The following is a 14456-nucleotide window of genomic DNA, read 5'->3' on the forward strand; positions in this document are numbered from 1 at the left end:
AACAATCTGGAAAACTATCCACTAATCAATGCTGTCTGTCTGATAGTCCTCCATCAGTTCTTCTTTTGCCATGGAGATTTTCCCGTCAGCCGTAATGGTCAGTCTGATGGGAACATAAAGGTCGGATTGCGGATAGCAGACGCTGGCCGCGTATATGATTCCTTGCGGAGTGGTCTTGTCATAGACCAGCCCCTCAAGAATAGAGTACTTCATGAACTTGGCATCCACCAACGAAGCAAAATTATCTTTGGTGAACACTTTATCCACCACCTGCTTCCCGCCGCACGTGATGCGCAAGGTGATACGGTTATCCACAAATTTCTCCCCCTGCTCGTTTTTCACTATCGGCAGAGATTCATCCGGCCGGCGCACTACAGAAGACTGATACTCTTTTCCCTTATACGTAAAGGATGTTTTTACATCAGACACCTGCATGCGCTGTGGGCCGGCAATTTCTGTACTATCCTGCATCAATACCTGCGTACCGTCTTTCTTATTCTTGTCTTGAGACGAACAAGCAGTGAAGAAGATGACCGATGCACACACTAAAATATAGACTATATTCTTCATCGTTCTGTTTTTTAGTAGTTGACCGGACAAAAATAGTACAAATTGAATGCAATAGAAAATTTATTTTCTTTTAGATTCCATTTTTGCTTTTCTATCCTGCACTTTCTTGCTGTATGCAGCATATTGTTCTTCCGTCATAATCTTCTGGAGTTGTGAATCATAAGCAATACGGGCAGTCTTCATCTCTTCACGCTTCTTTTCCATCTCCGCTTTTTTCTGCGCGCGTTGCTCATCCGTCAATTGATGGCGCTTGCCATCTCTCTTATGATGCTTGTGTGCTTTGGCACGATGTATCGGCATATCTCCCATTTTCTCAACCAATGCCAGATTTGCCTCCAGCAGTTGTTGTTTCTGCGTATCGTTCAAGGAGTACTCTTTCACCATCCGTTCCGTCATGCGCTCGGCACGGACTTTCGGTTCGGGCATTTTATCACTGTGGCGGGCATGTTGTGCCATTGCCATGCCACCCATCAGGAAGGCGGCCATCCATATCAGAACTATTCTTTTCATCATTTTTCTCTTTTTTTAATTAATACCTTATGTTAGTTATACCTATTGTGTTGCAACGTATCTATGACAAAAACAAAAGCGGGAAGTTTAACCGCAACTTCCCGCTTTAACATAATAAATGAGGTTGAAAAGAATATTAAGGTTCGTCCAGATACTGTACGATAAGACTCACCTGCTTCGGCATGAATGTCCGTGTCCTTACATTGTACCCGGTATGCGCCAAGGCTTCATACAGTTCATGATTCCGTTTTATCCACCGCGTCAGGGTGCGGATGGCGCAACGTGCAGTAGCATTGGGGCAATAGAGGCATGCCAAATCTTTCTTTTTATAAGTCGTGATACGAAAGCCATTTTCTGTTTCCATAGCAGTTTGTCTGATTTTTAAATGATTGATGTAAAGATACGATATTCAAAAGGCGAAGTCAAGTATTTCAAGGAGAATATGAACCTTTTTCTGAGAAAGTTCATATTCTCCTTATTTACAGAATGTTTATCCTAACGGATTTTCTCCCTGGTCGCCATCGGAACCGCCGCCATCCGGATTTGGTTTGGAGCTACCCCCGCCAGAAACGGTGCCGTTGCCCGACCAATCCATCTTCTCTACGCTGGCGCGGGTCAGCATGTCCCTAAAGTAGAAGCCCGGGGTGAAGATAATCTTGCGGCGATAAATCGTGCTTGCCGTCACGTCTTCCAGTTTGTCCTGGCTCTTGGCATTGATGCCGGGACGGAAACAGCCGAACTCACCCAGCTGTACTGAAAATCCCTTGTTGATATCCATATTCAAGGTGTCGATCAATCCGTCCAGCACCAACTTCACCACACCGCGAGGCGCCATGCCTATCTTGGAAACCTCGTCGCATAAATCCTTAAAACCTACCACACCCAAAGTTTTCATCTGCGCCACGTACTTTTCCGTTTTTGTCTCGTCAAAACCGAATACTCTCTTTTTTACTTCATAATTCAAAGCCATAGTTTTTTAATTTTAAGTTGATTAATAAAAGTCGGTCTTGTTCGCTCGTCAGTCTGCAAAACCAGTTTCTTTGTGACCACGATGCAAAGATACAATAGGCAGAAAACGGGGTGGTGCTTTAACGGAGGTTTAAGGAGGTTTTCGTAGGATAAAAAAGGATATTGGAGAAAAAGAAAGGAACTGATAGACAATGACTAAGAAATTTTATTCCTTAATCATACATTGTTTTTATCCTTTACGGCATCTTTAATTGACAGCGTAAAAAAGTTCAGGTTCTTTTCTCTCTGAATTTGCGCTTGCAAACTCCAAACTCTTTTTTCCGAAAAATGGATAGTGGTAGTTTCGTGAGCCGACAGGACATAGGGCAATGCACCTTCCACATGAAATACATTGACTTTCATCTGTCTTTATGGGGTTCTCCGACGCAATGGCACGTGTCGGGCACTCTTCCTGAATAGGACGGCACGCCTACGACCAACAATGCATTGCGTCCCAATCTCAAACCGGGGGATTAAAACATTACTCGTAATGTCATGTTGGATATTATCGGCGTGCAGCTGCTTGACGATACCCTGCACGATGGCTTTGGTAGTAAATGTAGCACTGAAAAAAACAGAATGGACTTTATGTATCTCCATAAATCTTAATTTATCCGATTAAATTTCTAATAACCGTAAATTTATTGGTATCCGTTCAAGGTCAGGCAGAAGAAGTCACTGTCATCATACGGATAATCGTATTCGATGGGGAGTTCTTCTTTCTCTATTTTCTTGAATCCGGCTTTCTCATAAAACAGATGTGCTCTGTCCGTATTCTTGGGGGTGTCGAGAATGATTTGCCTCCAGCTTTTTCAATATGCGGAATAACAGCCCTTTATCCATATTGAGCTCACGGGATATGTCCTTTGCATTTCGATTCGGATACAAATACACATCTTGAATTTTACCTCTTTCTGGCATACACCACACTCGGCCCCATCCCATGCCTCATCAGCACCCCTTCTTCTATAAACCTATTCAAATCGACAACAGCCTGCTTATAACTACGTCCTGCCAGCCGTGCATACTGGGAGCGATTGATGCAGGGATACTGCTGCAAATACTCATCCAGCAACTGCCAGCGCTGCTCCACGCCCAACGCCTCATCGGCAGACGAAGCAGGCACCGATGCCGATTGCGGACAACGCTCCAACTGCATCTTACCTTTCAAATCCTTATAGAACTCCCTGCCCAGACGGAAATTCAACCCGCGCAAAGCGATGGAGGCAGCACGAAGCTCTTTCTTGTCCGTCGCCTGGCGGGTACAACTCAAAGAGGGGGTGAAGTAACCCAGTTCGCCCAGCTCCACCGTCCAGCCATTGGCAAGGCAGTCGCGCAACTCATCCATAAAGCCTGCCATCGCTCCTTCCAGCAGGCTGCGGCTGAGACCGGTGAAAAGATGTACACGCTCTATAAATTCCTTGCGGTCGATGGTGCCCTTGGGGACAAAGCGGGCATAAAGGGATTGTTGCTCGCCGGTCTGGCGGACGTCGGGTTTCTCGAAAAAGGTCGTAATACGCACTCATATATATTCTGTTTTTAAATGGTCCTGCAATTCCGTCATTTCTTCTTCCACGGCATTAAGGAGAAGAAATGCTATTCTTTAATCATTCCACCATGGAGAAAATATCATTCCACCACGGAAGAAAAATCGTTCCACCATGGTAGAACGATTTTTTCCACACGATGGAACGATTTAATAGTAGCATACAAATATACTAATCGAAAGGAGGAAAAACAAGAAAATTCCCATAAAAAACATATCTTTACGCTGGAAATGAAACATATAAAAAATACACACCAAACTCACTTTAGAGTCATGAAGAAAATATATCCCAAAAAATGGTTGGAACTGCATCCGTACAAGCAGACAAACAGCGTTGACCAGTACTACGTCGGCATTGCAAACGAAATCCACAAAAGACTTTACTCTTCAACGATAGCCGACGCCTTCGAAGAAGAGGAAAACATACGCTATACAAGCCTCTGCCTCGCCGCATGGTTTGAGGACGTCATCTCCCAGACCGGCATCTGGCAGGCATTCACTGCCGAGTGCCGGAAGCGATACGGAGCCTATCTGCCCTTCTACCCCATCAAAGGCGATTATTTTCCGGATGAAATCAATCTGGAGGACATACGCTTTCTGCTTTGGCACCATATACAATATCTGTGCCGGGGAATAAGCGCCATCAACCCCGAGAATCCCGGAATAGAGCAGACTGCACAAGAGATATACGGACTGCTTGCAGAGGAATACGAAACCGCTCCCGAAAATGAAAGGATGCAGGAATTTCTATACCACTCTGCCATGGGAGAAGAAGACTTCTTCCGCTACCGGGAGATACTGGATTGGTTTCACTACCAATGCTACTTCAACATCGAAAATGTCGCCCAATGCCGGGACGAAGCTGAACGGTTGCTGGATGATGAAAAGATTACTCCCGAAATGGCAGAGACCCTCATATATGCCACACGCACCTCACTGACGTTCAAAGGCCGCCGCAACCTGCTGTCGCTGACCTCACCGGAATGGCTGGCTCTCATCGGAAAAGCCCATCCCGAACATCAGCTTTGGGGCAAGGTGAAGGCACGGGAAAACAGTTGCTATCTGCTGGAGAAAGAAGACGATGAATTTCTGTACGTCAAAGATTTGTGCAGTGAGGACGAAGGCGAATTCAAGATAACCAAGAAGTCCTTGAACCTTTCGGCCATCCGTAGCCGAGAGGCAGGGAAAAGCACCCTTATCTGCGAACTGATTTATTTTGGCAACGCATGGTGGCAGTGCGGCATGCTTCTCGAAAACAAGTACGACCAGAAAATGGCGGAATATGTGGACGACTTGACGAAACAGAAAGAAAAGACGAATGAAAAGGCTACATTCCATGATTTCATAAAAGCATCCGGCGGGAAATCTTTTGTATTCTGCCAATCGCAAGAGGAAATCTCTGATTTTCTGCTGAACAAGATGGGATACGGCTTGAAAGAAGACCTGGACATACCACGCATACATACAGAAACCGGAGCCATGCTGATGGCCAACCCGCACACCGGCCTACATATCCAATTCAAGCTGTGCGAATGCATCAAATCTCCGGACAACCCCAATTATAATAAGGAGGAAGCAGAGAAAAACGCCATTATGTTCATCGTCAACCCAGACATTATCCCCTACCAATTGAGTTGCATCCTGCAAGACGAAGGCATGCTTCCGGATGCTTATCTGAACAGTTTGCAAAGAAAAGAATACGGGCAAGAGTTCATACGCAAGAATGCACACTTCCTGACTGATTATTTCCATTATCGGTGTCGGGAGAAAGACTTTGATTAGTTGAAAATGGGGGGTGAATACCACTTTTGACACATTTCCAACTACCAATTATCATAGTGCTTTCCAGAACTTCTGGAAATCCTTATACCGTCCGTAGCACACTAACTGGTCGCCGGCTTGTATCTGGTCATTTTCCGGCAGTTCGTTCAGTACATTGTGTTCCACATACGAGACGCCCAGGCAATTCTTCAAAGTCTCGGCACGTTTCAAGGCGAGCATCTTCAGGCCAAACTCCTTATCGAGATTCAATTCATTGGCATAATAGCCAATGAACTTGTCCGGAACGGTGAACTTGACTACATAATAATCCGGTGCCACGCGGAAGGTCTCCATATCGGCACCGAATTCCAGCAACTGTACCAGTCCGCGTGCGGCATCCTCCTCGGGAGTAAGAATGCGTTCCAGCTCAAAGGCCTCGAGCACGGAACGGTGGACAGCGTCAATGGCGCGGGCATAGATATGCTGCACCTTCTTCTGCTTCAGCAAAGCCACTACACGGATGGATGCACCGAAATTCTCGCCGATGGCAACAATCACCACATCCACACTGTTCAGCGGCAATACGGACAAGGCCTGCTCGTCCGTAGCGTCGATGACAAAGGCTGTGGCAATCTTTTCCTTCAGACTATCCACCCGGCCGACGCTCACGTCCGCACCTATCACTTCGTGCCCCAGTGCAGAAAGCTCTTCTGCCAGCACGTGACCATAATTCCCTAAACCGATAATAATATACTTCATCTTATTTAATTGATTATAATCTGACCACTCGGATACTGATACTTCGTATGCTTCTTCTGCTTGATGATGCCAAGCATCAGCGTAATTAGTCCCACACGCCCCACAAACATCAGCAGTGCCACCAGCAGCTTGCTGTCGTCTCCCAACCGCGGGGTAAGGTTCAAACTGGACCCCACCGTGCTCAATGCCGACACACACTCGAAGGTAATGGCCAAAAGCGACGTACCCGGCTCCAGAATGCTGATGATGAAAATAAACAGCAACAAGACGCCGAACGACATCACCACCGTGGCATTGGAACGACGGATAGAATCGTGTGACAGCTCACGGCCAAACACCTCTACCCGTTCCGTGCCGCGCAACACAGCCACCAGATTCAGCACCACTACCGCAAAGGCATTTACCTTGATACCGCCTGCCGTAGACTGTGAACCGCCTCCCACCCACATCAGAAACAGATATATAAGCAATGTCTGTACCCCCAAGCCTGCCAAGTCCACACTGGTAAAGCCTGCCGTACGGGGACACGTGGCATTGAAAAACGCCTGCGTCCACTTGTCTGCCACCGACATGCCGGCGAAGGAGGCATTCCACTCAAAGACAGCAATGCCCACCGTGCCCAGTACCAGTAGCAGGAAGGTGACTATCAGTACAATCTTTGTATTCAGGTTGTACAGATGGTAAAAACGCTTGCCGTCCCAATGCCACGTACGCAGAAAGTGCCACAGACGACGCAGATGGTAAAGAATAATATCCTTGAAATTCACCAGTATGGGGAAACCGATACCCCCCAAAATAATCAGCAGAGATATATAGATGAAGAACGGATTGTGCCCCGTCATCACCAACGGATTACCCAGATTTCCGGGCAACGTGGAGAATCCCGCATTGCAGAAAGCGGAAATGGCATGAAAAGCGGAAAAGGCCAGCTCTTCCTGAAGGTCCATCCCCATCGTCCCGTGGATGTCTCCCCAGATAGCAAGCATCCCTATTCCTTCAATCACCAGCGTAAAGGCCAGAATATAGACCAGGGTGGAGAGCAAGGAATTCAAGGAATTGGAACTCACCATGTCGCGCACCACCAACTGATTGTACAACGAGGTATTACCCATGAAGAACATGGCAAAGAAGCTCGTCAGTGTCATCACTCCCAGACCGCCTATCTGAATCAGCAGAATGATTACCACAAAACCGGTCGGGGTAAAAGTGGACGCCACATCGACAGACGTCAGCCCCGTGACGCACACCGCACTGGTGGATATGAACAGCGAGTCGACCCACGATATGCCGTTCATCGTGCAGCGCGGCAACATCAACAGCCCCGTGCCTATCATTATGATTATCAGGAAACTTGCAGCCAGAATAAGCGAAGGGTTCGTACGCCGCCCCAACAACCGTACCAGCCCGTTGGAAAGGCTGAAAAAGGAAAACACCAGCAGCAGGACAAGATGATAGGCCTTGCCATGCAGAAATTCCCAGAACTGCAAGATGGCGCCCTCCTCCTCCGGACGATGGAAAATGACCGGAATAAGGGTCAGATAGAGCAGAATGGTCAGTATCCAGGTGAGCTTACTGAACGTGCGCCGGGTATCCTTGTATTCCAGCAAAATGCGAAGGGTGACATCTACCAGAAAAACAATCCACACCCCATGGTACAAGCGTTGGAGCTGATGCGCCTCGACCTCTGAAATCGTAAAGCCATGCTCATAGACCACGCCGACAATCAGCAGGATGGAGGCCAAATAAGTGATGGAAGTCATTACTCCCACTGTCATCCGTACGTAAGGGTGAATCCATTTATTTTGATACAAAAGGAATTTATGATAAATCTTCATAAATGCATCGATTAATGAAACGCGGCAAACTTAGACAAATATACCTTGATATACAAAAAACAAAAGGAAAAAGAAATTGGTTCAAAAATAATAGCTACATTTGGGCATTGAATTATTAATAATTTTAACCACTATGAGCAACAAAAAGAAAAGATTCATTCTCCCGGAAGAGGAAATCCCACAGTACTGGTATAACATACAAGCCGATATGGTGAACAAGCCCATGCCACCGCTTCACCCCGGCACCAAGCAACCGCTGAAAGCAGAAGACTTGTATCCTATCTTTGCCGAGGAACTCTGCCGCCAGGAACTGAATCAGACCGACACGTGGATTGAAATCCCCGAAGAGGTCCGCGAAATGTACAAATACTACCGCAGCACTCCGCTGGTGCGCGCTTATGGATTGGAGAAAGCGCTCGGCACACCGGCACATATCTACTTCAAGAACGAGAGCGTCAGCCCGATGGGCTCGCACAAGCTGAACTCCGCCATCCCGCAGGCATACTATTGCAAGCAGGAGGGAGTGACTAACGTGACCACCGAAACCGGTGCCGGACAATGGGGAGCTTCCCTGGCATATGCCGCCCGCCTCTTCGGACTGGAAGCCGCTGTCTATCAGGTAAAAATCAGTTACGAGCAAAAGCCCTACCGCCGCAGCATCATGCAGACATTCGGTGCGCAGGTTACCCCGTCTCCCTCCATGTCTACCCGCGCCGGAAAAGATATACTGACCGCCCATCCCAACTATCAGGGCTCGCTGGGAACAGCCATTTCCGAAGCCATAGAGCTGGCACAGACCACTCCCAACTGCAAATATACCCTCGGCTCCGTATTGAGCCACGTGGCCCTGCACCAGACCGTCATCGGACTGGAAGCCGAAAAGCAGATGGAAATGGCGGGTGAATATCCCGACACCGTCATCGCCTGCTTCGGAGGAGGTTCCAACTTTGGCGGTATCGCCTTCCCCTTCATGCGCCACAACATCCTCGAAGGAAAGAAAACACGCTTTGTCGCCGCCGAACCTGCTTCATGTCCGAAGCTGACACGCGGCAAATTCCAATACGACTTCGGAGACGAGGCCGGATACACTCCGTTGCTGCCCATGTTTACACTGGGACACAACTTTGCCCCTGCCAATATCCATGCCGGCGGCCTACGCTATCACGGTGCAGGTGTCATCGTATCACAACTGCTGAAAGACGGTTATATGGAAGCGGTGGACATCAAGCAGCTCGAATCATTCGACGCCGGTTGTCTGTTTGCGCAAGCAGAGGGCATCATCCCCGCCCCCGAGTCCTGCCATGCCATTGCCGCCACCATCCGCGAAGCAAACAAATGCAAGGAAACGGGTGAAGAGAAGGTGATTCTGTTCAACCTTTCCGGTCACGGACTTATCGACATGGCATCCTACGACAAGTATTTGTCCGGCGATTTAGTGAATTACGAGCTGACGGATGCCGACATCCAGAAGAATCTGGACGAGATAGGCAATCTGGCTTAATAGATATTCGCCATACTGACAAGCGGTTCATAGAGTTTCTCTATGTCCTGCGAGTCCATCTCAATCTGTACCTGGTCCCCCGGAATCAAACGAGTTCCTGCGGGGACCAGATTTTTTCCATCCCGATGTACATTGATAATGACGCAACGCTCCGGCAGGGACAGTTCGTCCACCAGTTTCCCGTCCAGATAAGAATCCGTCATAATCTCCACTGAAAGCGTATAGCGTTTCTCTTCTTTAAAATCGGGAGCATGAATCATATCTTCATAGAGGGAGACGTTGGAAGGCTTCATTTGCAGAAGTTCCGTAAAATAGTAGGTCAACCCACCAACAACCACCGAAGGGTAAAAGACCTCAAAATGCCCCGTAATCTCCGTAATCAGCACAATGGCCGTGAGCGGTGTACGGACCACGGCCACCAGAAAAGCCGACATGGAAACAAGCATGATATAACTGACATTCTCTTGCCCGATGACACCGTACCTCACTCCTACCAGACCGACAATCTGCCCCAACAACCCTCCCGTAACCAGCGTCGGAATGAAACTGCCGCCCGGCAATCCGGAAGAGACAGAGAAAACTGAAAAGACAAAATGCAACAACATGACGGCCGTCACCCACATAATCTGCGTACTGCCATTCTGTGCCTGGGCCAGCAGAAACTGCTCCCCGCCTCCGGTCAGATTGACCTGCATCAGCGAAATGATGTAGGCCACCAGCACCAGATATAACATCTTGACATACGCCGGAGAATTGACTTTGGCATACACATGCCTGAAAGCATTCATGGTGGAGGAGTAGAACTTCCCGCATACGGAGACAATCACCGCCAATATCAAGAAATACTTCACCTGGACAAAGAAGGCGAAAACCGGTTCCGTTACCTCTATCAGATGGTAAGGATTCACGGGAAAGACCATGCTTGCCACGGCTCCTGCCACAACACCCGCCAGCAAGGTAGTGATGGCCGTCTTAGGGGCATCGAAGCGTTCAATGGATTCTATTACAATGAGCGAGGAAGCCAGTGGCGCTGCAAAAGCCGCAGCGAGCCCCGCTCCCGCTCCGGCTGCCAGCAACTGTTTCTGTTCGCCTTTCAGGATATGGGTCCAGCGGGATACCAGGCTACCCACATAGGAGCCTATCTGCACGGAAGGCCCTTCGCGCCCCAAAGACAGCCCCGCCGAGAAGGACAAAATGCCCCCTACGAACTTGGATACCATCTCGATGAAAGGATGCCGGTAAGTGATGCGCCCGTTAATCACGCCGCGTGTCTGCGGAATACCTCCCCCGCCGATAAGCGGCATTTTCCCCACGAGCCACATGACGAAGACGAGAATGCCCCAAGAAAACAGAAAGAGTGGAATGTGCCAGTACCAGGCCGGATGCGAAGCGAAAAAAACACTGCGGAGGTGGAACAGATAATAGAGAAGATAGTGATAGGGCACAGCGACCAGTCCCGTCAGCAAACCGACGAACATGCTGACGAAATACAACCGGGCATCCACCAGCTTCAACTTCCAGATGTGCCAGCCGCGTACTGTTTTCCAGTTCTTGACCCTCGTCCAAAGACGTTCTGCCTTATCCCATAGTTCCATAACAAAACAACTCCCGTTAACTTGCGCTTTACAACAACAAGCAACGGGAGTTGTTTTATACAGAAACATTATTTACCAAAATCTGTTCTTTGCAGGATTATACTCAAATCCCACGAGCTTCAATTTTCGTACAATGTCCTCTTTCTCTACGTTCATATCCTCGCAGAGCGCGTCCAGCGAAGGATAGAAATCACGCAGTTTCATGTTGATGAAGCTGTACAGCATCACCGGGTCCTCAGGTAATCTCATAGTTACAATCTTTAAATTTAAACTAATACCGGGGACAAAATTACAATAAAAAAACAAAATAGAGATAATTTTAGTGTAGAATATACAACCTACCCACCGCAAACGATTGAGGGCCATGTTTACGGAGCTTCCGTCTGCTCTATCTTCAGGGAGACCTTCTCGATAATCTTTCCAAGCTCCTCTTCCAGCGGAATCACATTGAAGTCGCCCCAGAAATCGGCGTCATACTTGAAGTCGGTTTCAGAGAAGACGGTATGCACCGGCAGCCGTTCCGCACGCGGGAAGCGCGTCACGTTCTCCCCGTCAATCCGGCAGGTCACCATCTCGAACCAGGTATACAGAGTGGGATTACTGAAGAGCATGCGTTTTCTCTTCATCTTGAAGTAAAGGTCGCCACGGATGTGGTGGACATAATAGGTACCGTTCCAGGGTTTGTATGAGACGGTATAGACAAGTTTCTCCGTTGTCAGCCTGATTTTCGGAGCCTGGCGTATCACGAAAAGCCGTGTGGCGGCCTTCACATACCGGGGATGAATCTCGAAGCGGGCACGCAGCAAGGCGCTGTTCTCCGAGTCTATATAGAGTTCTCCGCAGAACAAAGGCTCCTTTACCCCACGTTTCTGCTCAAAATAGACGACGTTGGCAGTACGGTCGTCCACCGATACGATGTCGCCCGAAGTATAGGTATAAAGTTCCTCGCCGGATTCCAGCAAGAGGAAGTCTGGAAGATTCTTCATGATGTCCAACTGCAGACATGCCTCCACCCCGGAGCTGATTTTGGCAAGCACACTGTCCGTCTGCTCCCGGTTATCTATCTTGCTCATCTTGAGCAGTTTCACCTGGTCTTTCTGTCCGGGTTCCATCGTCGGTGATTTGTAGACCTTGAAAACGGCCTCCGTCAGGCTCTGGAACTTGTTCTTCAGTTGTACACCTTCCCGGTAGAAGGTGGTCAGATAGACCGGAGAAGTGGAGCAGTTCCTATCCCGGTGCTCTATCATCTCGCGAAGCAGCTTTTTAGGCTCCACCAAGCGGATAAGCACTTCTTGCAAGGAAATGACTTTCGGCTCAAGGCTCAGGACATTGCTGCGTCCTTCCAAAGCAGAGGCTTCCACCGTTTGCCCCACATAACCCAGATGGGAGAAGGAGAGCATGCAGCGCCTCAACGAGTCGGGCAGGTTGAGCCGGAATTCACCGTTCTGGTTGGTAATGTTACCCAGTGAGGTTCCTTGTGCGATGACCGACGCACTGACGACGGGCTCTCCCGTCTCCTTGTCCAGCAGGATTCCGGCAATGGTGGAATATGCCGGTCGGGGCGGCAGGGGTACCGTTTCTTCCATACTCTTCCTTTCTGCCGCCCGTGTTATCAATATATGGTTGCCTAATACCTTCAATTCGAGGTTCCGGCTGCCGGTTATCCTATGAATGGCCTGCCTCACGGAACACTCCTGCTTCCTGACCCTCACCACTGAGTCGTTATGGATGACCTTACTATCATAGATAAACAGATAGCCGGACTGCTCCGAGACTTTCCCCAACAGCGCATAAACCGTTCCCTTCATTCCAGGCAGCCGGACGATGCGGTCCAGCACATCGCCTCCGTCCGCTCTTGCACTGCCTGCCAGGAAGAAAATGAAGAGTGGCAAATGGAGAATGAAGCATTTCATTGAATTCATTGTTCCGACAATATCAGTCTATTGCCCTGACGTGTACACTTCAAGTCGAACGTCCAGCATATCAGCTCGGCCACAGACTCCGGGGAGTTATTCGAAAATTCGACCGTCAGCCGCCGTTTGCCCAGGGTTGGCGACGCGGCTTCTATCTGCCAGCCGGCAGACTCCTTATTGATGGCACGCAGCACATCCTCCAGGCACTCGTCCTTGAAACGGATGTTGCTGGTGTAGCGGTCAAAGAGCTCCGGATTCTCCGTCTCGCTGACGAGCAGACTGCCCCCCTGCAAGATAACCGTTTCTCCCGCCTCTACAAAGACCGTCTGTTCCTCTTGTTTCAGCAGCACCTTCACCTTCCCGCGCTTCACGGACAAGCTGAAGGGGACCCCTTCATTGCTCCTGACATTGAAAGCCGTGCCCAGTACCTCCACACGCACCCTTGCCGTCTCAATCGTAAAAGCCTGCTCGGGTTTCTTTGCCACATCAAAGAAGGCTTCGCCCTGCAGGTTCACTTCCCGCTTGTCTTCCGCAAAATGTTCAGGATACTTCAGCGTGCTTTCCTGCGCCAGATATACCACCGAACCGTCTTCAAGGGTCTTGACCAGTGTGGGCTTCTCCCGGTTCTCCTCCGTCAGCAAGCTACGACTGTCCCCACCTTGTTCCGGTACGGCCCACCATGCGGCAAAACATACGATTCCGGCAATCACGGCTGCCGAAACGCTCCCCCACTTGAGGTAAAGCCTGCGGTGCGTTGCCGAAGCGTGTTCCGCATCTGCCGGCAGCAGGCAGTCCGTTTCGAAGCGGGCATAAAGCCGTACCCATGCCTCGTCGGTCCTTGTCTTCTTTTTATCTACTTCCATCATTGTGTCCGGATATAATTATCAATTTCATTTCGTAAGGTTCGGAGTACCTTGGTCATTTCCGCTTCCACCGTCTTGACGGACAACGAAAGCGACAAGGCAATCTCTGCATATTTCTTCCCCTCCATGCGGTGCATCCTGAAAATCTGCTGCCGGCGCCGGGGCTGCTTGTCGAGCGTATGCCGGATGAGAGTCCGTAGTTCCTCGTACTCCAAATGCGCGTGGGGGTCGGACGAATAGCCCGGCCCGGACTCCGTACGGACAGATGCCCGATAGCGCTCCTTGACCTCCTGATGCTCACAAAACTGCACGGCTTCATTTCTCACAGAACGGTAGAGATAGCTTTTCACGGACTGGAATACTTGTAACCGCTCCCGGTTCTTCCACAGCACGTAGAACAGCTCCTCCACAATTTCCTCGGCAGACGCCGTATCACCCGTGATGCCCGCAGCATACCAGCAAAGAGGGGAATAATACCGGCGGAAGATTCCTTCGAACGCCTTTATATCGCCCTCCTTTATTCTGGCCAGTATCATCAGTTCGTCCAGCATACACGGTGTTTTTTCTCGGTTGCTCCAAATATAAGGAAAACTAT

Annotated in this window: 14 protein-coding genes and 2 pseudogenes; 2 read left to right on the top strand and 14 right to left on the bottom strand. The window is 49.3% G+C overall.

What is annotated here, in order from left to right; genetic code table 11:
- Positions 1 to 21: 21 nt before the first annotated feature.
- The 7 genes and pseudogenes from NQ510_RS17300 to NQ510_RS17325 form a co-directional block, all read right to left on the bottom strand.
- A complete protein-coding gene (locus NQ510_RS17300; RefSeq protein WP_005831701.1) occupies positions 22 to 570 on the bottom strand; it encodes a DUF4738 domain-containing protein in 549 nt (182 codons plus the stop codon).
- 60 nt (positions 571 to 630) lie between these two features.
- Positions 631 to 1080 (bottom strand): DUF4890 domain-containing protein, encoded by a 450-nt coding sequence (locus tag NQ510_RS17305; protein WP_034526091.1) that lies wholly within the window; start codon positions 1078 to 1080, stop codon positions 631 to 633.
- A gap of 136 nt (positions 1081 to 1216) precedes the next feature.
- On the bottom strand, positions 1217 to 1444 hold the full coding sequence (locus NQ510_RS17310; protein ID WP_005831704.1) for a DUF4248 domain-containing protein: 228 nt from the start codon (positions 1442 to 1444) through the stop codon (positions 1217 to 1219).
- Positions 1445 to 1570: 126 nt separating this feature from the next.
- Positions 1571 to 2050, bottom strand: coding sequence for an HU family DNA-binding protein (locus NQ510_RS17315; RefSeq protein WP_005831707.1), 480 nt, complete (start codon positions 2048 to 2050; stop codon positions 1571 to 1573).
- Between the two features lie 215 nt (positions 2051 to 2265).
- Positions 2266 to 2451, bottom strand: coding sequence for a hypothetical protein (locus NQ510_RS17320; protein ID WP_005831708.1), 186 nt, complete (start codon positions 2449 to 2451; stop codon positions 2266 to 2268).
- A pseudogene (locus tag NQ510_RS18920) lies at positions 2426 to 2506 on the bottom strand (hypothetical protein); the annotation flags it as partial. The pseudogene NQ510_RS18920 and the gene NQ510_RS17320, both read right to left, overlap by 26 nt.
- Before the next feature lie 486 nt (positions 2507 to 2992).
- Positions 2993 to 3614: pseudogene (locus NQ510_RS17325) on the bottom strand (HU family DNA-binding protein).
- 293 nt (positions 3615 to 3907) lie between these two features.
- Between NQ510_RS17325 and NQ510_RS17330 the strand changes: the two are divergent.
- Positions 3908 to 5416 carry a DUF3843 family protein gene (locus NQ510_RS17330; RefSeq protein WP_034526093.1) on the top strand — a complete coding sequence of 503 codons (1509 nt, stop codon included), beginning with the start codon at positions 3908 to 3910 and terminating at the stop codon, positions 5414 to 5416.
- 51 nt (positions 5417 to 5467) lie between these two features.
- On the opposite strand, the gene NQ510_RS17335 is transcribed toward NQ510_RS17330, so the two are convergent.
- Positions 5468 to 6154 (bottom strand): potassium channel family protein, encoded by a 687-nt coding sequence (locus tag NQ510_RS17335; protein ID WP_005831720.1) that lies wholly within the window; start codon positions 6152 to 6154, stop codon positions 5468 to 5470.
- Positions 6155 to 6159: 5 nt separating this feature from the next.
- A complete protein-coding gene (locus NQ510_RS17340) occupies positions 6160 to 7989 on the bottom strand; it encodes a TrkH family potassium uptake protein (RefSeq protein WP_005831722.1) in 1830 nt (609 codons plus the stop codon).
- 133 nt (positions 7990 to 8122) lie between these two features.
- Between NQ510_RS17340 and NQ510_RS17345 the strand changes: the two genes are divergently transcribed.
- On the top strand, positions 8123 to 9490 hold the full coding sequence (locus tag NQ510_RS17345) for a TrpB-like pyridoxal phosphate-dependent enzyme (protein WP_005831725.1): 1368 nt from the start codon (positions 8123 to 8125) through the stop codon (positions 9488 to 9490).
- Here the strand turns inward: NQ510_RS17345 and NQ510_RS17350 are convergent.
- The 5 genes from NQ510_RS17350 to NQ510_RS17370 form a co-directional block, all read right to left on the bottom strand.
- Positions 9487 to 11085: a ClC family H(+)/Cl(-) exchange transporter gene (locus tag NQ510_RS17350; RefSeq protein ID WP_005831727.1), complete on the bottom strand. Its 1599-nt coding sequence runs from the start codon at positions 11083 to 11085 to the stop codon at positions 9487 to 9489. The two genes, NQ510_RS17345 and NQ510_RS17350, sit on opposite strands and share 4 nt — an antisense overlap.
- Before the next feature lie 72 nt (positions 11086 to 11157).
- Positions 11158 to 11334: a DUF4250 domain-containing protein gene (locus NQ510_RS17355; RefSeq protein WP_005832662.1), complete on the bottom strand. Its 177-nt coding sequence runs from the start codon at positions 11332 to 11334 to the stop codon at positions 11158 to 11160.
- Positions 11335 to 11453: 119 nt separating this feature from the next.
- The gene (locus NQ510_RS17360; protein WP_005831730.1) at positions 11454 to 13007 is read right to left on the bottom strand and encodes a carboxypeptidase-like regulatory domain-containing protein; all 1554 of its coding nucleotides are present in this window, start codon (positions 13005 to 13007) and stop codon (positions 11454 to 11456) included.
- The gene (locus tag NQ510_RS17365) at positions 13004 to 13864 is read right to left on the bottom strand and encodes a FecR family protein (RefSeq protein ID WP_005831732.1); all 861 of its coding nucleotides are present in this window, start codon (positions 13862 to 13864) and stop codon (positions 13004 to 13006) included. The genes NQ510_RS17360 and NQ510_RS17365 overlap by 4 nt, the downstream gene beginning before the upstream one ends.
- Positions 13861 to 14412 carry an RNA polymerase sigma-70 factor gene (locus NQ510_RS17370; RefSeq protein ID WP_005831734.1) on the bottom strand — a complete coding sequence of 184 codons (552 nt, stop codon included), beginning with the start codon at positions 14410 to 14412 and terminating at the stop codon, positions 13861 to 13863. The genes NQ510_RS17365 and NQ510_RS17370 overlap by 4 nt, the downstream gene beginning before the upstream one ends.
- Positions 14413 to 14456 lie beyond the last annotated feature (44 nt).

Source organism: Bacteroides uniformis (assembly GCF_025147485.1).
Lineage (GTDB): Bacteria > Bacteroidota > Bacteroidia > Bacteroidales > Bacteroidaceae > Bacteroides > Bacteroides uniformis.